The 22,374-nt window shown below is 60.6% G+C and carries 18 protein-coding genes; 15 read left to right on the top strand and 3 right to left on the bottom strand.

The genetic code is table 11. The annotated features are described in order from the left end of the window. The first annotated feature begins 163 nt into the window (after positions 1 to 163). From HMPREF2919_RS01260 to HMPREF2919_RS01225, 8 genes are all read left to right on the top strand, one after another. Positions 164 to 1,453 (top strand): 2-carboxy-D-arabinitol-1-phosphatase, encoded by a 1,290-nt coding sequence (locus HMPREF2919_RS01260; protein WP_070604179.1) that lies wholly within the window; start codon positions 164 to 166, stop codon positions 1,451 to 1,453. After that, positions 1,443 to 1,907 carry a VanZ family protein gene (locus HMPREF2919_RS01255; protein WP_070604178.1) on the top strand — a complete coding sequence of 155 codons (465 nt, stop codon included), beginning with the start codon at positions 1,443 to 1,445 and terminating at the stop codon, positions 1,905 to 1,907. Before HMPREF2919_RS01260 ends, HMPREF2919_RS01255 begins: the two co-directional genes overlap by 11 nt. Positions 1,908 to 2,307: 400 nt before the next feature. After that, positions 2,308 to 3,099: a DeoR/GlpR family DNA-binding transcription regulator gene (locus tag HMPREF2919_RS01250; RefSeq protein ID WP_070604177.1), complete on the top strand. Its 792-nt coding sequence runs from the start codon at positions 2,308 to 2,310 to the stop codon at positions 3,097 to 3,099. Continuing rightward, positions 3,099 to 4,049 (top strand): 1-phosphofructokinase family hexose kinase, encoded by a 951-nt coding sequence (locus tag HMPREF2919_RS01245; RefSeq protein ID WP_005508167.1) that lies wholly within the window; start codon positions 3,099 to 3,101, stop codon positions 4,047 to 4,049. The genes HMPREF2919_RS01250 and HMPREF2919_RS01245 overlap by 1 nt, the downstream gene beginning before the upstream one ends. Positions 4,050 to 4,240: 191 nt before the next feature. Beyond that, entirely contained in the window at positions 4,241 to 6,244 is a 2,004-nt protein-coding gene (locus tag HMPREF2919_RS01240) for a PTS fructose transporter subunit IIABC (RefSeq protein WP_070665873.1), read from the top strand. 99 nt (positions 6,245 to 6,343) lie between these two features. Then, positions 6,344 to 8,038: a phosphoenolpyruvate--protein phosphotransferase gene (ptsP, locus tag HMPREF2919_RS01235; protein WP_049357321.1), complete on the top strand. Its 1,695-nt coding sequence runs from the start codon at positions 6,344 to 6,346 to the stop codon at positions 8,036 to 8,038. Between the two features lie 234 nt (positions 8,039 to 8,272). After that, positions 8,273 to 8,551: an HPr family phosphocarrier protein gene (locus tag HMPREF2919_RS01230; RefSeq protein WP_005504506.1), complete on the top strand. Its 279-nt coding sequence runs from the start codon at positions 8,273 to 8,275 to the stop codon at positions 8,549 to 8,551. A 416-nt stretch (positions 8,552 to 8,967) separates the two neighbouring features. Further along, entirely contained in the window at positions 8,968 to 11,106 is a 2,139-nt protein-coding gene (locus HMPREF2919_RS01225) for a threonine/serine exporter family protein (RefSeq protein WP_070665871.1), read from the top strand. 138 nt (positions 11,107 to 11,244) lie between these two features. Here HMPREF2919_RS01225 and HMPREF2919_RS01220 read toward each other — a convergent pair whose 3' ends face one another. Next, positions 11,245 to 11,916: a uracil-DNA glycosylase gene (locus tag HMPREF2919_RS01220; RefSeq protein ID WP_049346120.1), complete on the bottom strand. Its 672-nt coding sequence runs from the start codon at positions 11,914 to 11,916 to the stop codon at positions 11,245 to 11,247. Between the two features lie 204 nt (positions 11,917 to 12,120). Between HMPREF2919_RS01220 and HMPREF2919_RS01215 the strand changes: the two genes are divergently transcribed. The 4 genes from HMPREF2919_RS01215 (at position 12,121) to rlmC (ending at position 16,677) form a co-directional block, all read left to right on the top strand. Beyond that, positions 12,121 to 12,426, top strand: coding sequence for a DUF3263 domain-containing protein (locus HMPREF2919_RS01215; RefSeq protein ID WP_070665868.1), 306 nt, complete (start codon positions 12,121 to 12,123; stop codon positions 12,424 to 12,426). A 261-nt stretch (positions 12,427 to 12,687) separates the two neighbouring features. Next, complete coding sequence (locus HMPREF2919_RS01210) at positions 12,688 to 13,278, top strand: LytR C-terminal domain-containing protein (RefSeq protein ID WP_049340902.1); 591 nt, start codon at positions 12,688 to 12,690, stop codon at positions 13,276 to 13,278. 397 nt (positions 13,279 to 13,675) lie between these two features. Continuing rightward, a complete protein-coding gene (gene groL, locus HMPREF2919_RS01205; protein WP_070665865.1) occupies positions 13,676 to 15,298 on the top strand; it encodes a chaperonin GroEL in 1,623 nt (540 codons plus the stop codon). 245 nt (positions 15,299 to 15,543) lie between these two features. Next, entirely contained in the window at positions 15,544 to 16,677 is a 1,134-nt protein-coding gene (gene rlmC, locus HMPREF2919_RS01200) for a 23S rRNA (uracil(747)-C(5))-methyltransferase RlmC (protein WP_049346116.1), read from the top strand. Positions 16,678 to 16,881: 204 nt separating this feature from the next. Here rlmC and HMPREF2919_RS01195 read toward each other — a convergent pair whose 3' ends face one another. Continuing rightward, positions 16,882 to 18,243: an MFS transporter gene (locus HMPREF2919_RS01195; protein WP_246824527.1), complete on the bottom strand. Its 1,362-nt coding sequence runs from the start codon at positions 18,241 to 18,243 to the stop codon at positions 16,882 to 16,884. 212 nt (positions 18,244 to 18,455) lie between these two features. Beyond that, on the bottom strand, positions 18,456 to 18,983 hold the full coding sequence (locus tag HMPREF2919_RS01190; RefSeq protein WP_070665863.1) for a mycothiol transferase: 528 nt from the start codon (positions 18,981 to 18,983) through the stop codon (positions 18,456 to 18,458). A 195-nt stretch (positions 18,984 to 19,178) separates the two neighbouring features. On the opposite strand from HMPREF2919_RS01190, the gene HMPREF2919_RS01185 reads away from it, so the two are divergent. The 3 genes from HMPREF2919_RS01185 (at position 19,179) to HMPREF2919_RS01175 (ending at position 22,369) form a co-directional block, all read left to right on the top strand. Next, the gene (locus HMPREF2919_RS01185; RefSeq protein WP_070665859.1) at positions 19,179 to 20,588 is read left to right on the top strand and encodes an FAD-dependent oxidoreductase; all 1,410 of its coding nucleotides are present in this window, start codon (positions 19,179 to 19,181) and stop codon (positions 20,586 to 20,588) included. 306 nt (positions 20,589 to 20,894) lie between these two features. After that, positions 20,895 to 21,605 (top strand): isochorismatase family protein, encoded by a 711-nt coding sequence (locus HMPREF2919_RS01180; protein ID WP_070593149.1) that lies wholly within the window; start codon positions 20,895 to 20,897, stop codon positions 21,603 to 21,605. Further along, positions 21,602 to 22,369: an SDR family oxidoreductase gene (locus HMPREF2919_RS01175; protein ID WP_070593148.1), complete on the top strand. Its 768-nt coding sequence runs from the start codon at positions 21,602 to 21,604 to the stop codon at positions 22,367 to 22,369. Before HMPREF2919_RS01180 ends, HMPREF2919_RS01175 begins: the two co-directional genes overlap by 4 nt. Positions 22,370 to 22,374: the final 5 nt, after the last annotated feature.

Here is a 22,374-nt window from a genome sequence, read left to right as displayed (position 1 = left end):
ACCCCTCCGTCTGGGGGCTGAAAAATATGGGAATACCCTGAAAAAATTCGCCCGACCGGGCGCTCAACCACCCCGCAGCTCATACCGCGGTATGAATGCGCTTCATGAGAGAATACGCCTCTTGCCCCCTTGAACTGCGCGGGGGCAATGCCATACTAGAAGGATGACCGACGCACAGAACACCCCCATCATCACTCCGGTAGCCGACCCCGAGGCAGGAACCCGCATCATCTTCCTGCGCCACGGCCAGACCGACTGGAACATCGACCACCGCTTCCAGGGCGGCACCGACATCCCCCTCAACGACACCGGCAGAGAGCAGGTCCGCACCGCTATCGGCGCCCTGCAACAGGCAGCAGCTGAGGGCACCAGGGTGGACGCTATCGTCTCCTCGCCCCTTTCCCGCGCCGTAGAAAGCGCCGAAATCGTAGCCGAAGGCCTGGGCGTACCCTACCGCGGTGCCATTGACGGCTTCCAGGAACGTTCCTTTGGTGACCTGGAAGGCCAGATCGCTACCCGCGAGCTGATTCTCGCCTCCCGCCAGTCCAACAATGCTTTCAACGTGGAACCGAAGAAGGACTTCCTCGCCCGCTCCCTCGCGGCGCTGAACCGCGTCCGCCGCGAATATGAGGGTCAGACTGTTGTGGTTGCCGCGCACGGCATGCTGATCGCGATGACCATGACCGCCCTGCTGGCTGACCGCCACCCCGAACTGCTCAACGAGGACGGTATCTACCCGATCCCCGTGAACGCCTCCCTGACCGAGGTGCCCCTGCAGTACCTGGACGACGCGATCGACCGCCTGGTTGTACAGCACCTCGAGCCCGAGCTGGGCCCCGAGCAGATTCCGGCGGGCGCCCAGAACACGACCCTCACCCTGATTCGTCACGGCCAGACCGACTGGAACAAGGCGAACCTGATGCAGGGCATCACCGACATTCCGCTCAACGACACCGGCCGCGAGCAGGCACGCACCACCGGCAAGAAGCTCGCCGACATGGGCCTGGAATTCACCATGCTAGTGTCCTCGCCGCTCTCCCGCGCCCACGAGACCGCGCAGCTGGTCGGTGAGCACTTCGACCTGCAGGTGCACAAGACCTACCCCGAGCTGGTGGAACGCGCCTACGGTGCCGGTGAGGGCCTGGACATTCCCGCCCCCGAACGCCGCGCCCCCGAACGCTACTACCCGAATGTGGAATCCGAACGTGACGTGTACATTCGTGCGGTGCGTACCCTGCGCAATATCGTGCGTGAACTCTCTGAAGCCTCGGGCGACCAGAAGATTATTGCTGTCAGCCACGGCAGCTTTATCCGCCGCGCCCTCTCCGCCGCAGCTGGTGAAGAATGGACCGTGACCGTGCCGAACGCCGAACCGCTCACGATTGACGTACCGGGCCTGTTCGCGTGGGATTCGACCAAGCAGTTCGACGAGGTGGGTCGCCTTGTCTGGTAAAGAATGGTCTGGCGCTCGCGTGTGGCGGCTGATTCTCTGGCCCGTCACGGCGCTGTACTGCGCGGTGGTGGCGAGTATCGTGTTCGCCCCCGTGCACGTGGACGATAACGAGATGGGCGGCCGCCTGGCGCAGCTACTGGATACCGGCCACGCCGAGGGGTGGCTGCCTGCGTTCATCACCTATTCGAGCATTGAGCAGCTTTCGAACGTCATCATGTTCATTCCGGGCGGTTTTCTTTTCGCCCTGCTACTCAAACCGAAGGCTCGCCCGCACGTGCTGTACTCGGGATTTTTGGTCAGCGCCTGCATTGAGACAATCCAGAGTTTCATGCCTGATCGTACCGGCGATCCGGTGGATGTGCTGATGAACGGTTCGGGTGCACTGCTGGGTGCGGCGGGTGCTTTGGGTGTACATCGTTGGCGTCGCGTGCGTCGTGAACGTCAAGGTAAATAAGGTTCTGTGCCCGGTGGAGGCGCTGGTTTCGAGGGTTCTCGGCGAGGGTTCTCGGGGCCGGCGCCTCCACTTTTTGCCGTGTTAGGGCGCTGTGTAGGTGTTTGACACTGTGCGGATGGTGGGGGAGTGGGAAAACCCAACAGTTCATTAGGTCAAACAGACATAAACAGGCAGTGACCTCCGATATGGTGTGGTTTCGGTAGGGAACATTCGGGTAATATTCCGGCAAATACAGCGTTTTATATTGACTTGCCCACAAAAACCCACATAAAATCAAGTATTACCCTAAAGCGTTCTGTCGGTTCGCTGAAACCATGTCTCTCACGGTCCTGAAAGCCGAGCAGAACGCAGAAAAGAACGCACAGATTTCCTCCCACTAGCCCAAAGGAACACCAGATTTATGTTCGCAGAAGAACGCCGTGCCGAAATTGCAAAGCTTGTTGCCTCCGCACGTCGTGTCAACGGCGCTGACCTTGCACGTCGTTACGATGTGACCATGGAGACCGTGCGTCGTGACCTCGCCGCACTGGAAGAGGCAGGTAAGCTCCGCCGTGTTCACGGTGGTGCTGTCACCATTGAGCAGTCCACCTCCCTGGAGTCCTCCATCTCCTCCCGACAGGGCATGAACACCCCCGAGAAGCGCCGTATCGCCACCAAGGCATACCAGATGCTGCGCGACTCCGAGGCAGGCTCCATCGTCCTGGACGCAGGCTCCACCATCGAGATTCTCGCCGACCACATCGGCGCCGAGAACTTCAGCCTCAAGACCGGCAACGACCGCATCATCATCACCCACGCACTGCACATTGCAGTCAAGCTCGCCGAAGCCGAGGGTGTCACCCTTGAACTGGTTGGCGGCCAGCTGCGCAAGATGACCTGGGCTGCTGTTGGTGCACGCGCCGCAGAGCACTTCGGCACCATGCGCCCCGACATTGCGTTCATCGGTGCCAATGGCATTGAAGCGCATTTCGGCATCTCCACCCCCGGCATGAACGAAGCCATTGTCAAGACCGCGATCTGCAAGTCTGCTCGTCGCGTGGTCTTGCTCTGTGACTCTGCGAAGTTCGGTCAGGAATCTCTGGTCCGCTTCGCTGGATTCGAGGATATTGACACCCTCATTACCGATCGCGAGCCCGAAGGTGCCCTCCGTCAGGCACTTGAGGCCGCAAACGTTGAGATTGTGATTGCCTAATGATTATTACTCTGACTGCAAACCCCAGCCTGGACCGCACCATTGAACTGGGTGCGCCTTTGGCTCACGGTGCCGTGCAGCGTGCTGTCGGTGCCGTACAGGATCCCGGCGGCAAGGGCGTGAATATTTCGCGTGCCCTGCAGGTTTCCGGTGTGCCGACCCTCGCCATTGTGCCCGGTGAAGCCACCGACCCGGTGCTGACCGCACTGCAGGCGGTGGACGTCGAGTTCGCTAACCTGCCGACCGGCGAGCCGATTCGCTCGAACATCACCGTGGTTGATCCGGATGGCACCACCACCAAGCTGAACGCCCCCGGCACCGTTTTTGATGCCGAACTGCGTCAGAAGCTGGACGAGCTGGTGGTTGAGCGTTCCAAGGGTGCCGACTGGGTGGTTCTGGCTGGTTCGCTGCCTCCAGGTCTGGAGCCGACCTACTACTCCGAGCTGGTGGCGGCACTGCGCGCCTCCGGCTACGAGGGCAAGATTGCTATTGATACCTCTGAGGCACCGCTGATTGCGACCGTCGCCGGTGAGCACAAGCCCACCCTGATTAAGCCCAACTCGGAGGAGCTGGCTCAGCTGACCGGTAGCGATAACTGGGAGGAGCTGGAGGCTAGCCCCGAGCTGACCGCCCGCACCGCCCAGAAGCTGCTCGGTGACGGCATTGAGTACGTGCTTGCCACCCTCGGCGGCGGCGGCGCAGTGCTGGTCACTGAGCAGGGTATCTGGCATGCTGTGCACGAGCCGATTCAGGTTCGTAGCACTGTGGGTGCCGGTGACTCGTCGCTGTCCGGTTTTTTGATTGCTCACACTCGTGGTGAGGATGCCCCCGGTTGCCTGGTTCAGGCGGTAGCTCACGGTTCGGCTGCTGCTGCTCTGCCCGGTACCCGCATGCCTTCGCTGGAGCAGACCACTCCTGAGAAGGTCACTGTTCGTCAGCTGCAGCTCTAATTCGGGCTGTTTTCGCACCTCCAGCTTTTATTCTCAGAAGGGAATATAAGCTGGGGTGCTGTGCGCATATGTCACACATATACGCACGCTGCACATACAAACACACACTGCGCACACTTTGAACTCATATAGGGGAGAAGCCCGGCACCGCTGAGCGAATCCCCGCCCCAACACATACCCGAGGAGGGAATATGTCTGATCTGATCACCGCAGATCTCGTCCTGCTGGACGAGAACCTCGGCGAGACCCGATTCGACGTAATTGCCAAGCTCGCCCAGACAGTCGTAAATGCTGGACGCGCTACCGACTTCGAGCAGCTCTACGCGGCTGCCGAGGCACGCGAATCCAAGACCGACACCGGTATCCCCGGCGGTATTGCGATTCCGCACTGCCGTAGCGCCGCCGTCACCGAGCCGACCCTGGCAATGGCACGCCCCAACCCGGCAGTTTCCTTCGGTGCAAAGGACGGCCCCGCCGACCTGATTTTCTTCATCGCTGCACCCGATGGTGCTGACCAGGCTCACCTGAAGCTGCTGTCCACTCTGGCACGCTCCCTGATGAAGAAGAGCTTCACCGCGTCCCTGCGCGAAGCCTCCTCGGCTGAAGAGATCGTTGAGCTGGTCAACGGTGCGCTCGGCGTGGGCGAGAAGAAGGCAGAGGCCAAGCCCGCCGAGGCTGCGCCCGCCGCACCTGCCGCTGAGAAGGAAGCACCCGCCGCTTCGGTTCCGGTGAAGAAGATTGTTGCTGTGACCGCATGCCCCACCGGTATCGCTCACACCTACATGGCTGCGGACGCCCTCAAGTACGCTGCTGAAGAGCTCGGCTACGACCTGAAGGTTGAAACCCAGGGCTCCTCGGGTAACGAGAAGCTGACTCAGGCTGATATTGACGCCGCAGACGCCGTGATTTTCGCGGTGTCCGTGAACGTGCGTGAGCGTAACCGCTTCGCAGGTAAGCCCTTTATTGAGTCTCCCGTCAAGCGCGGTATTGACGAGCCTAAGGAAATGATTGCGGAGGCTCTGGCTGAGGCCGAGAACCCCAACGGTGCACGCGTTGCCGCTGCCGCATCCAGCGGTGAGGACAGCGCAGGCGCTACCGAAGGCGCTTGGGGCTCGCGCATCTACAAGGCTGTGATGACCGGTATCTCCTACATGATTCCGTTCGTTGCCGCCGGCGGTATTCTGGTCGCCCTGGGCTTCGTTTTCGAGGCAATTACGGTGCCGAACCTTGGCGATGTGAACACCAAGGCGATTCTCGACTCGGCAACCCTGTTCAATCTCGGTGACGTGCACTGGACCCTGTACCTGGGTGCTGTTCTGCAGACCATCGGTGGTTTCGGTCTGAGCCTGATGGTTCCGGCTCTTGCCGCGTACATTGCGTACGGTTTGGCTCAGCGTCCCGGTATTGCTCCGGGCTTCATCGCCGGTTCGGTGGCTCTTGCGGTAAACGCGGGCTTCCTTGGCGGTATTGTTGGCGGTATTCTCGCCGGTCTGATTGCGTACGCTCTGGGTACCCTGAAGCTGCCCCGCTGGCTTGGCTCGATGATGCCCGTGGTCATCACCCCGCTGGTGACTTCTCTGGTTGCCGGCCTGGCAATGTACCTGCTGCTCGGTGCGCCCCTGGCTTGGGTTATGACCACCCTGCAGGATTGGCTGACCTCCATGTCTGGCGGTTCCGCTCTGCTGCTGGGTCTGATCCTGGGCGCCATGATGGCTTCTGACCTGGGTGGCCCCATCAACAAGGCTGCTTACCTCTTCGCAACTGCTGGCCTGTCCTCGGGTGCGACCGTGAACCAGGAAATCATGGCTGCCGTCATTATTTCCGGTATGGTTCCGCCGCTGGCTATGGCTCTGGCAACCACCCTGCGTCCCAAGCTGTTCAACGAGAACGAGCGTGAGAACGGTAAGGCTGCGTGGCTGCTGGGTGCATCCTTCATCTCTGAGGGTGCTATTCCCTTCGCTTCGGCTGACCCGGCTCGCGTGATTCCTTCGACCATTGTTGGTGGCGCTATTGCCGGTGCAATCTCCATGGGTGCGCACGTGGCTTCCCCGGCTCCGCACGGTGGTATTTGGATTATTGGTCTGGCGCAGAACCCGTTGATGTTCCTGGCGGCTGTTGTTGCCGGTACCGTTGTTTCGGCACTCGTGTACGTGGTGCTGAAGTCTGTGGGTGCCCGCTCTAAGGCATCCGCATAAAGGCCGTATAACCTCACCTTCATTTGATCGTCTGTTTGCAGGCGTGAGCGTGAAAAAACACGTTACACTGTAGACAAACCACAGATAGGACATGAATTTATGACTACCTACAAGGGCGTCGGCGTATACGCCGGCCGCGTTATTGGCCCCGTTCTTCAGATGCCTAAGCCCATCGAGGAACCCAAGGACGGTCTGCGTCTGAACGGCGAGACCGCTGAGGCTGCAGCACAGCGCATCAAGGACGCATCGGTCCGCGTCAAGGAAGACCTGCTCGCTCGCGCAGAGAACGCAGGCCGCGACGGCAAGGCTGTTCTGAAGTCCACCTCTCAGATGGCTACCGACCGTGCACTCATCAAGAGCGCTATCAAGCTGGTTGAGACTCAGGAGATGGCTCCCGAGCGCGCAATCTGGGAGGCTGCAACCTCCTTCGCTGACCAGATGGCTGCTCTGGGCGGCTACATGGCTGAGCGTGTGACCGACATCCACGACGTGCGTGCCCGCATCGTTGCTGAGCTGACCGGTCAGCAGGCTCCCGGCATCCCGGTTTCTGATGAGCCGTTCATCCTGGCTGCTATTGACCTGGCACCGGCTGATACCGCGACCCTGGACCCCGAGAAGGTTATCGCCCTGATTACCTCTGACGGTGGCCCCCAGGCACACACCGCTATTCTGGCTCGCGGCCTGGGCCTGCCCGCTATTGTGGCGGCTAAGGGCGTGACCGACATTGCTGACGGCACCATCGTGTACATTGACTCCAACGAGGGCATCGTTGACACTGAGCCCACCGACGCTGACCGCGAGGCGGCTATCAAGTATGCAAACCGCAAGCCTGTCGCTGACTTCGACGGCAAGGGCGTGCTGGCTGATGGCACCCGCGTTGAGCTGTACGCAAACGTTGGTGACGGCAAGTCCGCTGAGAAGGCTGCAAGCCTGAAGGCTGAGGGTGTTGGCCTGCTTCGCACCGAGTTCGGCTTCCTGGGCCACGACGCTGAGCCTTCCATTGAGACTCAGGCTAAGACCTACAAGTCCGTGTTTGACGCATTCCCCGGCAAGCACATCGTAGTTCGTACCCTGGACGCTGGCGCTGACAAGCCCCTGCCGTTCCTGAACGTGAACCCCGAAGAGAACCCCGCACTGGGTGTTCGCGGTTTCCGTACTGACTGGACCGTTCCGGGCGTTCTGACCCGCCAGCTGGAGGCTATTAAGCTTGCGTCTGAGGATTCCGACGCGGACATCTGGGTTATGGCTCCGATGATTTCGACCACCTCCGAGGCTCGCAACTTCGCGAACATGCTCAAGGAGATTGGCCTGCCCGTTCACGGTGTGATGGTTGAGACCCCCGCAGCTGTGATGAACGCTGAGGCTATCCTGGGCGAGGTCGACTTCGTGTCCATCGGCACCAACGACCTGACCCAGTACACCATGGCAGCTGACCGTCTGCTGGGTGACCTGGCGCACCTGAACAACCCCTGGCAGCCTGCAGTGCTGAAGATGATCAAGATGACTGTTGAGGGTGCTCAGCGTGCATCGGTCACCGCGGGTAAGAAGAAGTACGTGAGCGTCTGTGGTGAGGCTGCGGCTGACCCGGCTCTGGCTGTTGTTCTGATTGGTCTGGGTGTTGACACCCTGTCCATGAACGCTGGCGCTATCCCCGCTGTGGCTGCGGTTCTGAAGTCTGTGACCAAGGAGAAGGCACAGCAGATTGCGGCTATCGCTCTGCAGCAGATTTCTTCTGCTGAGGCGAAGGAGAGCGCACGCAAGGCTCTGCCGATTCTGGATGAGCTGGGCCTCTAAGCCTTAAAACGATTCCGGGTTCTGCCTGCCGCCCCTTGGTGGGGTGTGTTAGGCGGTGCCCGGGTCCATAAAAATGCCGGGTGCGGAGTTTTATTTCTGCATCCGGCATTTTTGTACTTGTTAGCGTACGGCTGAACGGTACAATTTATAGAGTAAGGGCGGGTCCTGAAGCGCCCCGTTCATTTAGAATAGGGACTGATATATTTTTGGTTCTTTGATCAAAGGAGAAACATAATGGCAGAGCGCGAAGCCACTATTGCAAGCCGTGTTGGCCTGCACGCACGTCCGGCAGCTATCTTCGCTGAGGCAGCTGGCGACCTCCCCGTTGAGGTGACCATCGCTGCTAAGGGTGAGCCCGCAGATGAGGCTATGGACGCTGCATCGATTCTGTCCCTGATGTCCCTGGGTGCAAAGCACGGCGACGTTGTTGTCCTGCGCGCTGAGGGCGAAGGTGCTGAAGAGGCTCTTGACTCGCTGGTTAAGATCCTCGAGACCGACCACGACGCTGAGTAATTGACTTTCGCCTCTGAAGTGACCCTGAGCGGTGCGCTTCGGATGCTGTGAAGGCTACAGCCTTAAAGCGTGAATATCCCGTCACTTCGGTGGCGGGATATTTTTTGTTATGAATAATTCATTTTTTATTGAGGCGTGAGTGGGGGGAGATAGGGGATATTTCTCTGCAAATCTTAATGTATATATAACCTTTATTTTTCCTCGAAAATAGCTCTAGAAATATCTCCCAAAATATCTTCTGTGCAGTAATGACCTGGATTTCTCTTCATATCAATGAAGCCTTCTGCCGTAAGTGCCGCAGAGCGCTTTTTGCTCACAAAATCACCGGGCAGAAAAGTGATATTTCTGCTCTCCAGTGCTACCGCAGAATCGTGCCCTTGTTAGACTAAATAGGCACTGTCTATCTGGGAGGGACATTGGCAGAATCGAGGAACACCCCCGCGACCCCCACATCGCGGGAAGCTTCGCATGCAGACGAAGCGAACACTGCCGCAATGGAAGGAAGCGAGCAGAACACCACCGCGGGCTACATCGCCGGTAAACGCGGTTTTCCCCTGGTTTCACTAGACCAGGTCACCGACGAGAAATTGCGCCGCGTGCTGGCTCAGCATGCTACCTCCGCGACAAGCCAGGAGAGCACCGTCGCTGCTGAAGCTGTCAGCGATGTACTGCAGGAGGCCGCAGCGGATATGGGCATCACCGCGCAGGAGCCGGTTGAGCCCACATGCGACCCCGAACTGACCCCTAACGGCCACGGCGCGCGTACCGTCATTGACCCCTCCCTCGTGCCTGATTATGAGCTGGACGCGTACCGTGAGGACCCGAACCCCGTCACCTCCAGCAACTTGGTAACCGAGGAGGCGCTGACCCGCCCCTCCCAGCCGGTGCCCATGACCGGCATGATTCCGCAGGTGCCTAACTCGCACGCTGCCCGACGTTTCGGCGCGGATCCTACCGCAATGCCGAAGACGGGGCCCGTCTCGATGCCCACCACCTCCGTTCCGCTGCTCGATGGGAGCTCTCAAGGCCTCCGTGGGCGCGGTAGCGGCAGCCGTTGGGGTTCGCGTCGCTTTCGTTCCTTCGTGCGCACTGAGGAGGCGGCACCCGCCGCCCCGCGCGGTGCCCAGCGCATCGCTCAGCGTCAGTTTGTGCCGACTATTCGTACCGAAGAGCATGAGCGCCGTGAGGCATTCCGCCGCGAGAAGGAATACGCCCGCGATACCCTGAACTTCACCCTGCGTCTGGCTGAGGCGATGTTCCACTACGGCGCGGACGCCATGGACGTTGACTCGGCGATTATTGCGGTGTCTTCGGCGTACGGGCTGGACTCGGTGGAAGTCGATATTACGAACCAGTCGGTGACCATCAACTACACGTCGGACCCCGATATTTACATGGAGTCCCGCATCGCCAAGCGCAATGCGAACGCTGAGGAGCGCTTCACCCACACCCTGGTGCGTGTGGTGCGTTCCTCCACTGAGAACTACGAGGCACTCTCCGAGGTGTACGGCCTGATCTACAAGATCACTCGCGGCGGTATGACCCTGGAAATCGCCGATTTGAAGCTGAACCAGATTACGCACCGACCCAAGCCGTTCCCGCCTCTGGTGGTGTGGTTGGCGAACCTGGCGTGTGCCGGAACCCTGACGGCGGCGCTGGGTGCAAGTTTTGCGACGGCGTTGAGTGCGGCGATTATTTTTATTCCGGTGTACCTGCTGATTCAGTGGTTGAGTTCAATTGGTATTCCGGCGTTCTTCCGTATGGCTGCTAGTGCGGGTCTGATGACCTTCTTGGCGATTTGGCTGGGCGGTGAGGGATCCATTCTTTCGGTGTTGCAGCGTCAGGGGGAGGCGATTTCGGCGCCTCTGGTGGTGGCTGCGGGCATGATTATGTTCTTGCCGACTCCGCGCCTGGTGGGTGCCGTGCAGGACGCGATTAATGGCTTCCCGGTGACGGCTGCGGGTCGTTTCGTGTCTACGGGCATGAGCTTCTTGGGTCTGGTGGTTGGCATTGCGACCGCGGTGAGTGCGATCAATATTTTCAACGGCCCGACCCTGGATATTGAGCAGCTGCGTTTTGAGCCGACGACCCCGCTGGTGGCGTCGTTCTTCTTCCTGGTGGCGATTGCGACCTTTGCGATTACCTTGCAGACGAAGCTGGTGAAGGTCGGGTGGCTGATGGTCATTACGGGCTGCGGTCTGGCGGCGTATTACGGTTATGAGTTGCTGGCTGGCCCGAGTACGGGCCGCGGTCCGACGGCGTGTGCGGCGGTTGTGATTGGTGCGTTGAGCACGTATTTTGCGTACCGTCTGCATGTGCCTCAGGCGATCTTCTCGATTCCTGCGATTACGTTCTTGCTGCCGGGTCTGTCGTTCTTCCGCGGCATGTATCTGTTGACGGTTGAGACGGACGTGATTCTGGGTATGCAGAATATGATTACGGCGGTTTCGATTGTGGTGGCGATGGCTTCGGGTGTTGCGTTGGGTAATTACACGATGCAGTATGCGCTACAGCGTTTTACGACTCCGCGAAACGTGGAACCGGCGGATTCTTAGCCCTTTTTCAAGGGTATATAGCCAATATTGCATATACTTGTGATGCAAAAGGGGCGGTGGCTTGTGAGGTGAACTCGTAGCCGCCGCCCCTTCACTATGCCTATTGCGCCAGCTCGTACACTGGCTCTTATGTTGCGCCTAGCGAACCGTCCAGTCCACCGGCTCCGCGCCCTGTTGCACCAGCAGGGAATTCACGGTCGAGAACGGGCGCGAACCAAAGAAACCACGACGAGCAGACAGCGGCGAAGGATGCGCTGACTCCACGCTCGGGTACGGTTGCAACATGGGTGCGCACTTGCGTGCATCCGCACCCCACAGCAGACCCACCAGCGGCTGGTTACGCGCCACCAGTGCACGGATAGCGCACTCGGTGATCTCCTCCCAACCCTTGCCGCGGTGCGAACCCGCATCAGACTCGCGCACCGTCAAAACCCTGTTGAGCAGCATGACGCCCTCATCAGCCCAACAGGACAGGTCGCCGTGATCAGCCGGGGCAATACCCAAATCGTCCTGCAGCTCCTTGTAAATATTGTTCAGCGAACGAGGCAACGGCATACCGCGGTGCACCGAGAACGACAGACCCATCGCATTGCCCGGAGTAGGGTAGGGGTCCTGACCAATAATGAGGACCTTCACCCCGCTCATCGGGCGGCGGAACGCATTGAAAATATCGGCAGCAGGCGGGAAAGTACGGTACCCCGCCGCGTGCTCCTCACGCAGGAAAGCGCCCATGGCGTGAATCTGCTCTTCGACGGGGGCAAGTGCTGCCGCCCAATCCTCGCTCATAATGCTGCTGAGGGGCTGGTTCATAAATCTCCTCGGGAATCTCCTGGTGCTGATGCAACCCGGACGGTGACGGGGCCGGGTGCGGGATGAACGTTTCTCCTCTAGACTGAGTTTCTCTTCTAGGCTAGGTTCTCTTCTAGACTGAGTTTCTCTTCTAGACTAGGGGATGACGGATACACGCGCTAGGAGACGCCAGCCGCGGCAGGCGAGCTGCAGACAGGAGGGAACGTGTCAGAACGGGAACGAGCTGAAACCGCGCAGACCCAGCCGGAAGCACAGAACCAGCCGGAAGCACAGAACCAGCCGGAAGTAGGGAGCCAACCCGGTGGCCTGACCCCGGTGGAGCGCCGCATCCTTGAGGTGGAGCGCCGCCGCTTCAAGCACCAGGGCTCCAAAGAGAAGGCGATTATCGCCGCCGGATTCACGCCCATTGCCTACTACCAGCGCCTGAACGTGATGCTGGACGATGAGCGGGTACGCGCCGCAGCGCCGCAGATGATCGACGTGCTGCGCGCCCGCCGAGACGCTGACTAGGGGCTCGAATTGGGGGAGTCGTGCGAGCTCTCCAACTCCTGCTTTCAACCCCGCACACCTTAGGTTCAACCATAGATTGAACACTGTGCGGTGTCCGTCTCTTTCACAGCCGGTTGCGGGGCGTTCACATTGGTTCTCGCTAATTGAGCCGGTACTCTAGGTACTAGAACACCAAGACCGCACCTTCTGCAGCCGCGCCCGCGTGCCAGGCAGGGAGGCACGGTACCAGCCGGTAAACAGAGACCCGTGAAATGAGGATAAATGAGCTACCCCCGCGACGAATTTGATGAGGTAGACGAAAATACCGCCCGCCGCGGAACCTACCGCGCGGTCAATGCTGACCCGGCAAAGAGCCCCAAGGGCGCTATCCCCCTGGTAGCTGCAGGCGTAGTTGGTCTGCTCATCGGCGGCGCAATGTACGTGTACGCGCCGCGCACCGCCTCCCCGCAGTACTCGGCGTCCACCGCGAAGAGCAGCTCCGCCCCCGCAAGTGCGTCGGCGTCCTCTGCGCCGGCTAAGGCTTCTGCGTCGGCAAGCGCCACGAAGACCGGTCTGGCTGAGTCCATCTCTGTGGCGGTCTACAATGCGGCGGCTCCGGCGGGTAGCGCCTCCAGCGCGGCGGCTCTGCTGACCGGCTACACCATTAACGAGACCGCGAATTACACCGGTGTGGCTCCTGCAACCAGCGTGGTCTACTACGCTGAGGGCTACCAGTCGCAGGCGCAGAGCATCGCCTCGAAGCTGGGCATTACTCAGGTGCGCCAGGCGACCGCCAACGTTGAGATGGGCAACCACGAGGTCATCGTGATTCTGTCGTCGGATTACACCGCCTCCGCTACTGCCGCGGAATAGGTTTAGGCGGTTGCTCGGGTGATTCTAAGCCCGTGCCAGCTGTTTCATCCATAACGACTTCTGCTCAACCCCACCCGTGCGATCCCACCGATGCACAGGGCGGGGTTGATGCTTTTAACACCCCTCCCGCACTCCCGGCGGGCACACCGGTAACGCCCCTTTTGACGGGGTTGATGAGCGCAGATTAAGCACTGGGCGATTAACCCTTCAACCTTGGGCTTAAACGTTTGCTCCATGCCGGTGCGGGTGCCACAATTGATGTAGCGTTCGGGTACTTTATGCCCTGCTCTGCCCGCGCCTCCGTAACGGGGGTGTTGTGGAGGGGCAGCCACCCGATTTTAGATGTACCGCACCCGCAAGGGTGAAGGAAAAAATCCGATCGTCCAGGAGGACACTTATGGCAAAGCTCATTGCTTTTGACGAAGAGGCACGCCGCGGCCTTGAGCGCGGTTTGAACACCCTCGCCGATGCAGTGAAGGTGACCCTCGGCCCCCGCGGCCGCAACGTTGTGCTGGAGAAGGCGTGGGGCGCCCCCACCATCACCAACGACGGTGTCTCGATCGCGAAGGAAATCGAGCTGGAGAATCCGTACGAGAAGATTGGTGCGGAGCTCGTCAAGGAAGTTGCTAAGAAGACTGACGACATCGCAGGTGACGGTACCACCACCGCTACCGTTCTGGCTCAGGCACTGGTCCGCGAGGGCCTGCGCAACGTGGCTGCTGGCGCTGACCCGCTGAGCCTCAAGCGCGGCATTGAGAAGGCTGTTGAGGCTGTGACCGAGGCTCTGCTCTCCTCCGCGAAGGAAGTTGAGACTGAGGAAGAGATTGCTGCAACCGCGTCTATTTCCGCTGGCGACGCTGAGATCGGCAAGCTCATTGCTGAGGCAATGGAGAAGGTCGGCAAGGAAGGCGTCATCACCGTTGAGGACTCCAACACTTTCGGTCTGCACCTCGAACTGACTGAGGGTATGCGCTTCGACAAGGGCTTCCTGTCCGGTTACTTTGTGACCGACCCGGAGCGTCAGGAAGCAGTCCTGGAGGACCCCTACATCCTGGTTGTGAACCAGAAGATTTCGAACGTTAAGGACCTCGTTCCCGTCCTGGAGAAGGTCATGCAGTCCGGCAAGCCGCTGCTGATTGTTGCTGAGGACGTTGAGGGTGAGGCTCTGGCTCTGCTGGTGCTGAACAAGATGCGCGGCTCCATCAAGTCTGTTGCTGTGAAGGCTCCGGGCTTCGGTGACCGCCGTAAGGCTCAGATGGCTGATATCGCTATCTTGACCGGTGGCCAGGTCATTACCGAAGAGGTTGGCCTGTCCCTGGACGCAGCAACCCTGGATATGCTCGGTTCCGCTCGCAAGGTCGTTGTGACCAAGGACGAGACCACCATCATTGAGGGTGCAGGCGACGCAGCGGCTATCGAGGGTCGCGTTGCTCAGATTCGCGCAGAGATCGCTAACTCCGACTCTGACTACGACCGTGAGAAGCTGCAGGAGCGCCTGGCTAAGCTCGCCGGTGGCGTTGCTGTGCTGAAGGCTGGTGCCGCAACTGAGGTTGAGCTGAAGGAACGTAAGCACCGCATTGAGGATGCTGTGCGTAACGCTAAGGCTGCTGTTGAGGAGGGTATCGTCCCCGGTGGTGGCGTTGCTCTGATTCAGGCTGGCGTGAAGGTCTTCGACAAGCTGGAGCTGACCGGCGACGAGGCGACCGGCGCGAACATTGTGCGCGTGGCTATTGACGCACCGCTGAAGCAGATCGCTGCTAACGCTGGCCTGGAGCCGGGCGTTGTGGTTGACCGCGTTCGTTCCCTGCCTGCTGGTACCGGCCTGAACGCTGCGACCGGCGAGTACGAGGACCTGATGGCTGCTGGTATTGCTGACCCGGTGAAGGTGACCCGTTCGGCTCTGCAGAACGCTGCGTCTATTGCTGGTCTGTTCCTGACCACTGAGGCTGTTGTTGCCAACAAGCCGGAGCCCGCTGGTGCGGCTGCTCCCGGTGCGGACGGCATGGCAGGCATGATGTAATAACTTTTTGTCCCTGATGGGGCAAAAAGTTATGGAATCCGAAGGGCACGAAGTGACCTTCGGTGGTGAGATGCCGCTGGAAACTAACCCGGCATAATCACACCGCATCCGTATGAGGCGGGGGCGGCTACCCATGAAGGGTGGCCGCCCCCGCTTTTGTGTGCCTGTTTCTTGGCGCCCGCGCATCCTGCGTCTTTGACGGGCCGGCGGCGTGCCGGCTCGTGGAGGCGGTAGAATGGCTCCTTATGGAATGCGCCTATTTTCGTGATGACCTCTGCTCCTCCTGCCCCAGCATTGAGACCGCCTACACCGCGCAGGTGCAGGCGAAGCAGGAGCACGCCCGCGCCCTGCTCGCTAACTACCCGCAGCTGCAGTGGCTGGACCCGGTGACCAGTGCGGAGGCGGGCTTCCGCAACAAGGCGAAGCTCGTGGTGGGCGGTTCGGCGAAGAACCCGACCCTCGGCATCGTGGATTACCGCACGGGTGCCTCCACCGATCTTGGCGAATGCCCGCTCTATATGGAGCCGATTCAGGCGGCTATTCCGGTGCTGCGTGAGCTGATTCAGCGTGCAGACCTGACCCCTTATGACATTCCGAACCGTCGCGGTGAGCTGAAGAATATTCTGGTGACTGCTTCGGCGGCGGGTGAGCTGATGGTGCGTTTCGTGCTGCGTTCGAAGAAGCTTCTGGTGCCGATTCGCCGCCAGATGGGCTGGCTACAGGAGCGGCTGCCGAACCTGGCAGTGCTGTCGGTGAACCTGCTGCGTGAGCCGGTGGCGCGCGTTGAGGGTGATGAGGAGATTATTCTCTCGGAGCGTCAGACCCTGCCGATGCAGGTGAATGACCTGACCCTGCATTTGCGTCCGCAGAGCTTCTTCCAGACGAACACGAAGGTCGCTGAGGCGATGTACGCGCAGGGCCGTGAGTGGGTGCGTGAGGTGGCTCCGCGCTCGCTGTGGGATCTGTACTGCGGTGTGGGCGGTTTTGCCCTGCATGCCGCTTCGGTGATGGATGGCGGCTCGGTGACGGGCATTGAGATTAGTGCGGAGGCGGTTGCTTCGGCACAGCGCACGGTCGCTGAGTACGGTCTGGAGGGCGTGGACTTTTCGGCTCAGGATGCGCCGGAGTTCGCGGTGTCTTCGGGCGCGGTGCCGCAGATGCTGGTGGTGAATCCGCCGCGCCGCGGTATTGGTGAGAGCTTGTGTGCGTGGATTGAGGGTTCGGGTATTGACCGTGTGGTGTATTCGAGCTGTAACGCGGTGACTTTGGCGAAGGATCTGGAGCGTATGCCCTCGTATGCGCCGGTGCAGGGCCGTGTGCTGGACATGTTCCCGCATACGGACCACTATGAGGTTATGACGTTGCTGAAGCGCGGGTAGGTTTCTCGGGTCAAGCGCTCATTCCTATCCCAAGTCCGCGAGCAGATACATAACACTAGGGCGCGAGCAGGTGATTTTTGGCCGAGCAGGTAGTATTTTTCCTGCATGCTCGGCCAAAAATCACCTGCTCGCGGTGTTATCAGGGTTGCCCGCAACGTGGCGGAGGTGAGGCGATGATGCCCCGAGGCGATATACAGAGCACAGTCATGCACCCGCACGGCTCTTTGCCTCATTCCGCGATTCCTGCGCCCGTATCGCTCGCGCAGTCGGGCCGAGAATGAACGTGAATACGGTGGCGATGATGAAGAGTGCCCCTCCGGTAACAATGGTGTTGATCGCGCCGAACGCTGGTACCGCCCATCCGGTGATGAGGTACCCGACCATACCCGCTAGGGAGAAAACCACACCCATGAAGCTGTAGACGCGCCCGCGCATGTGTTCGTCGATAGCGTCTGCGAAGAGGACTTGCCCGAGCACTTCTTCGGGTCCGTAGAACATGCCCCAGATGAACCAGAGCACGAGTACCGCCCACAGCGCCGGGTGTAGTCCCATACTCAGACAAACGGCGCCGTAGCCGAGTCCGGAGATGCACATCCACCCGCGTTTGGTCATACGCACCCGCCCGGCGCCTGTACCGACGCCGAGTTTGGCTGAAAGCCAGGAGCTGATCACGCATCCGGCGGCGTAGACGGAAGTTGCGATTCCGAAGGCGGTGTAGTCGTGCCCGAGGCCGCGGGTGAGGTATTCGAGCATGGGCAGGGTGGTGATGGGTACGGCGGCGATGGAGAGGAACCAGAAGGTGAGCATACCGCGCACGATGGGGTTGTGTGCGGTGTAGGCGGCGCCTTCGCGCAGGAGTCTGCCGGTGTGGTGTTCCTGCACGGTGGCGGTGCGTTCGGCGTGGGTGAGGTCGTAGTTGCGTATGGTGGCGACGGTGAGGGCAGCGAGCAGGTTGAGGGTGCCTGCGAATCCGACGGCGAGGGCTGGGGTGGTGAAGGATGCGACGGCGGCTGCGATGGTGGGGCCGAGGGTTTGGGCGAGGAAGATGAGGCTGCCGCGGCGTGCCATGTATTTTTGGTAGTCGTCGCCGAGCAGGGAGGGCATGGCGGCGGAGGCTGCGGGGGATGAGAAGGTGCCGAAGGTTGAGACGAGGAATGCGATGGTGAGGAAGGCGGGTAGTCCTGCGGCGGCGTAGAGGGCTGGGGATGCGATGAGTAGGGCGGCGCTGGCGAGCCTGAAGCTGACGGTGAGGGTTTTGCGGTTGAATTTGTCGGCGATAGCGCCTGCGAATGGTGCGAAGAGGATGACGGGGACTGCCTCGACGACCATGACGATAGCGGAGTGGGCGAGGTCGCCGGTGGCGCCGTAGGTCAGCAGGGGCATGGCGATAGCTTGGATACTGGACGCAAGAGCATCAGAAACCTGCGCGGTCAGGAGCGTGAGCTGCCCGCGTGCGTTCAGCGGCGTTGCTGATGTGGGTTTTGCGGTCGCGTCTGGTGTGTTTGTTGGAATGCGCGACGCAGGTGATTCAGGGTGCTCAGGCGAAGGGTCTGTGGTGCGTCTCATAATACTGTGGATTCTATCACGGGTAAGAACGCTGTAACCGAGGCGAAACAAGACACAAGATGCGCGAGCAGATAACAGTCCGTTATCTTCTCGCCGAAATATTATCTGCTCGCGGTGTTATCGGGGTTGCCCGCAACCGGGCGGTGGCGTCTCGGGCTGGTTGTGTCCGAGGCGCCACCGCTTTTTCGTTCCCCTCTAGCGGGCGTGAAATTCTATCCCTGCGCCGCGAAATCCTGTGCCGCGAGAATACCCGCCGCGTACGCCGCCTGACCCACGTGCTGGGTTGCGTCGTCAATCAGGCTGACCAGGCGCATACCGCGAGTTACCGGCGGAGTCCACGAACGGTCAATAATCTCGCTCAAATCAGCCTCGCTCAGTGTCTGCGCGTAGTCGGCAAGCGCCTCGTCGGTCGCCACAAGGTATTCCACCAGCAGGGCAGAATCTTCAACCACAATGGAGCGTGCCTGCTCGGCGGTGTGGCCGTAGCCCATGGTGTCGCCGAGCTCGCCCAGGTTGAAACGCTCCCTGAAGCCCTGAGTCTCCCAGACCTGCGGCTGACCGTTCAGGGCGGAAAGCTGCATGTCCATCTGCCGTCCGGCGTGCCAGAGTAGCCACGCAATAGAGTTCGGGTGCCCGCCCGGGTGGGCGTTGAGCGCCTCAGCTGATAGCCCCTTGACGGCTACGGCGGCTTCGATGCCGGGGCGGCTGGCGGCGTCACGCAGAATGTCGTGGGTTTTCATGGAATCCTCCTGAAGATGCTGGCTCCTCGCAGGGAGCCGGGTAGTTTCAGTCTACGCCCGCGTGTTCGCTGCCTTGAAAGAGTCGCCTTGAAAGAGTCGGTTTGGAAGAAAAAATGTGACGCTCGGGAATAATACTTATTTCTTTCCGTTGAACTCTGTGAAGACATCATCATCTAAATTTCACAGGAGAATATTATGACCACCCCCGCTCAGTTGCACTTTGACATGGTCGTCATCGGCTTCGGCAAGGGCGGCAAGACCCTCGCTGGCGCATACGCCAAGACCGGTAAGAACGTTGCCCTCATTGAACAGTCCACCGGCATGTACGGCGGCACCTGCATCAACATCGGTTGCGTACCCACCAAGGCGCTCGTGCACCGTGCCGACGAGTTCCGCGCCAGCGGCGAGCGCAGCCTTGAAGAAGCAAACGCCGCATACGAATCCGCCGTGGTTTTCCGTGACAAGCTGACCGGCATGATGCGCGCCAAGAACCGCGAGATCCTGCTGTCCAACGAGACCGCTAAGCTCATTGACGGTCACGCACGTTTCATTTCCGACACCGAGGTGGAGGTCACCGCGGGTGAGGACACCCTGCGCGTTACCGCCGACTACTTCATCGTCAACACCGGTGCCGTGTCGGTTATCCCGCCGATTGAGGGTATCCGCGAATCTGAGCGTGTGCTCACCTCCACCGAGCTGCAGAAGCTCACCCCGCGCCCCAAGCGTCTGGGCATTATCGGTGGCGGCCCCATCGGTGTTGAGTTCGCCGGTATTTTCTCCTCCTACGGTACCGAGGTGACCATTCTGGACGGCGCACCCGCCCTCTTCGGCCGCTACGACGAGGACGTTGCCCAGGTTGCCCGCGAGATTATCGCAGACCAGGACATTGCCGTTCATACCGGCGTGCGCGTGCAGTCCTTCAATGACGGCGCTGACTCGGTGACCGTGACCTACCTCGACTCCGAGGGCGCTACCCAGCAGCTGGAGGTGGACTATGTGATGGTTGCGACCGGCCGCAAGCCCGCCACCGAGGGTCTGGGCCTGGAGAACACCAACATCGAAACCAATGACCGCGGCGCAATTGTCGTGGATGAGCACCTGCGCAGCACCGTGCCGAACATTTTCGCGCTCGGTGACGTGAACGGCGGCCCGCAGTTCACCTACATCTCCATGGATGACTACCGCGTGGTGCTCTCCCAGCTGGTCGGTGACGGTTCCCGCTCCACTAAGGATCGTAAGGCAGTGGCTTCGACCATTTACATGAACCCGCCGCTGTCTTCCGTGGGCCTGACGGAGCGTGAGGCAATCGAGGCTGGCCACAAGGTGAAGGTCGCTTCGAAGCCGGTTGCCGCGGTTGCCGCGATGCCGCGCGCGAAGACCCAGGAGAACCCGCGCGGCATCATGAAGTTCGTGATTGACGCGCAGAGCGACCAGATTCTGGGTGCCCAGCTGCTGGTAATCGAGTCCATGGAGGTTATTAACCTGGTGGCTCTGGCGATGCGCCACGGCATTACTGCTTCGCAGCTGCGCGATGAGATTTACACTCACCCCTCGATCACTGAGGGTCTGAATGAGGTTCTTGCCGTCGCGGCGCCTGTGAACTAGTTGAACTAGAATCGCGGCTGAATTCGCGGTTCGTATAGCGTTTCTGCTTGTCCGAGTGCTTCCCTGCCCGTTCCGCCCGTTGTGCTGTCAACGGGGGTGTGGGTGGGGAAGCATTTTTGTTAAGGCTCATATATACCTAGTAGCTAAGCATGCCCTAAGATGGTTATGAGATAAGCGCAAGCTCACCGATTGGGTGGTCAGTGTGAAGGGGCTCGGAGGAGACACCCACTCGCTGCTACACCCACCACAGCGCACCGCCTGCGCCGCGCATACAACCGAAAACCAAAGGCACGAACCGGGAGAATCATGGCACTGCCCAAAATCAAGCCCTACACCTACGTCGACCGTGAACACAGCAACCGCGTGAGCTGGCCCGTGGACCCCTCCCGCGCTGTACTGCTCGTACACGACATGCAGGTACACTTCGTGCAGGCTTTTGAAGGGGCTGACCTGGGGGAGGGTAACGCCAACCCGGACGCCCAGATTAACGTCGCTATTCGGAACCTGCGTCGCCTTATTGACGCCGCCCACGCCGCAGGAATCCCGGTCTACTACACCGCACAGCCGCCGCGCCAGAACCCCGAAGATCGCCGCCTGCTCATCGACTTCTGGGGCGACGGCCTGCAGAACGACGAATCCGCCCGCGTGCTTGACGAACTGGCACCCACCGACCGCGACACCGTGCTGACCAAGTGGCGCTACTCCGCGTTCGTGCGCAGCCCCTTCGAGGACCTGCTCAAGGAGTCCGGTCGCGACCAGCTCATTATCGGCGGCGTGTACGCGCACATTGGCTGCCTGACCACCGCCCTGGAGGCGTTCATGCGTGACATTCAGCCGTTTATGGTTGCGGATGCGCTCGCCGACTTCTCGGAGGAGGAGCACCGCACGGCGTGCGAGTACGCTTCGGGTCGTTGCGCCCGCGTGCTGAACACCGCCGATGTACTTGCCGACCTGCATGCTGCAGAAGGTGCTGAGAAGGCTGAGTCTGCTGAGTCTGCTGAGGAGGCGCGCGCATGAGCTGGGTCATTGTGACCGGCGCGAACGGCGGTATTGGTGAGGCAACCGTCCACCAGCTCATTAAGAACGGTTATTCGGTGTTTGCGGCTGACCTCGTGGAGCAGCCCATTGCCTCCTTCGGTACCTACGGGGACGCGATCTTCCGCTACCGCGCCGTAGACGTTACGAACGAAGAGTCCGTCACCGCCCTCGCCAACGCTGTAGCGGCACTCGACGAACCCATCACCGGTGCGGTACTCGCCGCGGGCATCGCCCACAGCCAGCCGCTACTGGAAACCAGCTTCGCCACCTGGAAGCGCCTGCACGCGGTCAACTCCGACGGCGTGTTCCTGTGCCTGCGCGAATTCGCGCGCATCATGATTGACCAGCAGGAAACCGACCCGACTAACAGCCGCTCCCTGGTGACGGTCGCCTCCAACGCGGCCCGTGTGCCCCGCGCGGAGTTTGGTGCCTACGGTGCATCGAAGGCATCGGCGGCGCGCGTGAGTTCCAGCTTCGGTCTGCAGCTTGCCGCGCACGGTATTCGCGTGAACTCGGTCTGCCCCGGCACCACCCGAACCCCTATGGTGACTGACGCCTGGGAGGGCGAGGACCGCTCCGCCCTGCCGGTTGCCGGTAACCCGGAAACGTTCCGTCTGGGCATTCCGCTGCGCCGTATTGCCGACCCGGCGGATATTGCGGCGGTCAACGCCTTCCTCATCTCGGAGGCGGCCCGCCACATCACCATGCAGGAGATTGTCGCCGACGGCGGTGCGACCCTCTAACGGCA

Origin of the sequence: Rothia sp. HMSC068E02 (genome assembly GCF_001813565.1) — a bacterium.
Lineage (GTDB): Bacteria > Actinomycetota > Actinomycetes > Actinomycetales > Micrococcaceae > Rothia.
The sequence above is the reverse complement of the archived record's forward strand: the minus strand, read 5'-3'. Positions and strand labels throughout refer to the sequence as shown.

What these genes read in the sequence shown, in the direction of transcription:
- HMPREF2919_RS01250 (WP_070604177.1), top strand. Translation starts at nt 2,308, where the DNA reads ATGTTCGCAGAAGAACGCCGTGCCGAAATTGCAAAGCTTGTTGCCTCC.
- HMPREF2919_RS01245 (WP_005508167.1), top strand. Translation starts at nt 3,099, where the DNA reads ATGATTATTACTCTGACTGCAAACCCCAGCCTGGACCGCACCATTGAA.
- HMPREF2919_RS01180 (WP_070593149.1), top strand. Translation starts at nt 20,895, where the DNA reads ATGGCACTGCCCAAAATCAAGCCCTACACCTACGTCGACCGTGAACAC.
- groL (WP_070665865.1), top strand. Translation starts at nt 13,676, where the DNA reads ATGGCAAAGCTCATTGCTTTTGACGAAGAGGCACGCCGCGGCCTTGAG.
- HMPREF2919_RS01190 (WP_070665863.1), bottom strand. Translation starts at nt 18,983, where the DNA reads ATGAAAACCCACGACATTCTGCGTGACGCCGCCAGCCGCCCCGGCATC.
- rlmC (WP_049346116.1), top strand. Translation starts at nt 15,544, where the DNA reads ATGGAATGCGCCTATTTTCGTGATGACCTCTGCTCCTCCTGCCCCAGC.
- HMPREF2919_RS01185 (WP_070665859.1), top strand. Translation starts at nt 19,179, where the DNA reads ATGACCACCCCCGCTCAGTTGCACTTTGACATGGTCGTCATCGGCTTC.
- ptsP (WP_049357321.1), top strand. Translation starts at nt 6,344, where the DNA reads ATGACTACCTACAAGGGCGTCGGCGTATACGCCGGCCGCGTTATTGGC.
- HMPREF2919_RS01260 (WP_070604179.1), top strand. Translation starts at nt 164, where the DNA reads ATGACCGACGCACAGAACACCCCCATCATCACTCCGGTAGCCGACCCC.
- HMPREF2919_RS01210 (WP_049340902.1), top strand. Translation starts at nt 12,688, where the DNA reads ATGAGCTACCCCCGCGACGAATTTGATGAGGTAGACGAAAATACCGCC.
- HMPREF2919_RS01220 (WP_049346120.1), bottom strand. Translation starts at nt 11,916, where the DNA reads ATGAACCAGCCCCTCAGCAGCATTATGAGCGAGGATTGGGCGGCAGCA.
- HMPREF2919_RS01240 (WP_070665873.1), top strand. Translation starts at nt 4,241, where the DNA reads ATGTCTGATCTGATCACCGCAGATCTCGTCCTGCTGGACGAGAACCTC.
- HMPREF2919_RS01195 (WP_246824527.1), bottom strand. Translation starts at nt 18,243, where the DNA reads ATGAGACGCACCACAGACCCTTCGCCTGAGCACCCTGAATCACCTGCG.
- HMPREF2919_RS01175 (WP_070593148.1), top strand. Translation starts at nt 21,602, where the DNA reads ATGAGCTGGGTCATTGTGACCGGCGCGAACGGCGGTATTGGTGAGGCA.
- HMPREF2919_RS01230 (WP_005504506.1), top strand. Translation starts at nt 8,273, where the DNA reads ATGGCAGAGCGCGAAGCCACTATTGCAAGCCGTGTTGGCCTGCACGCA.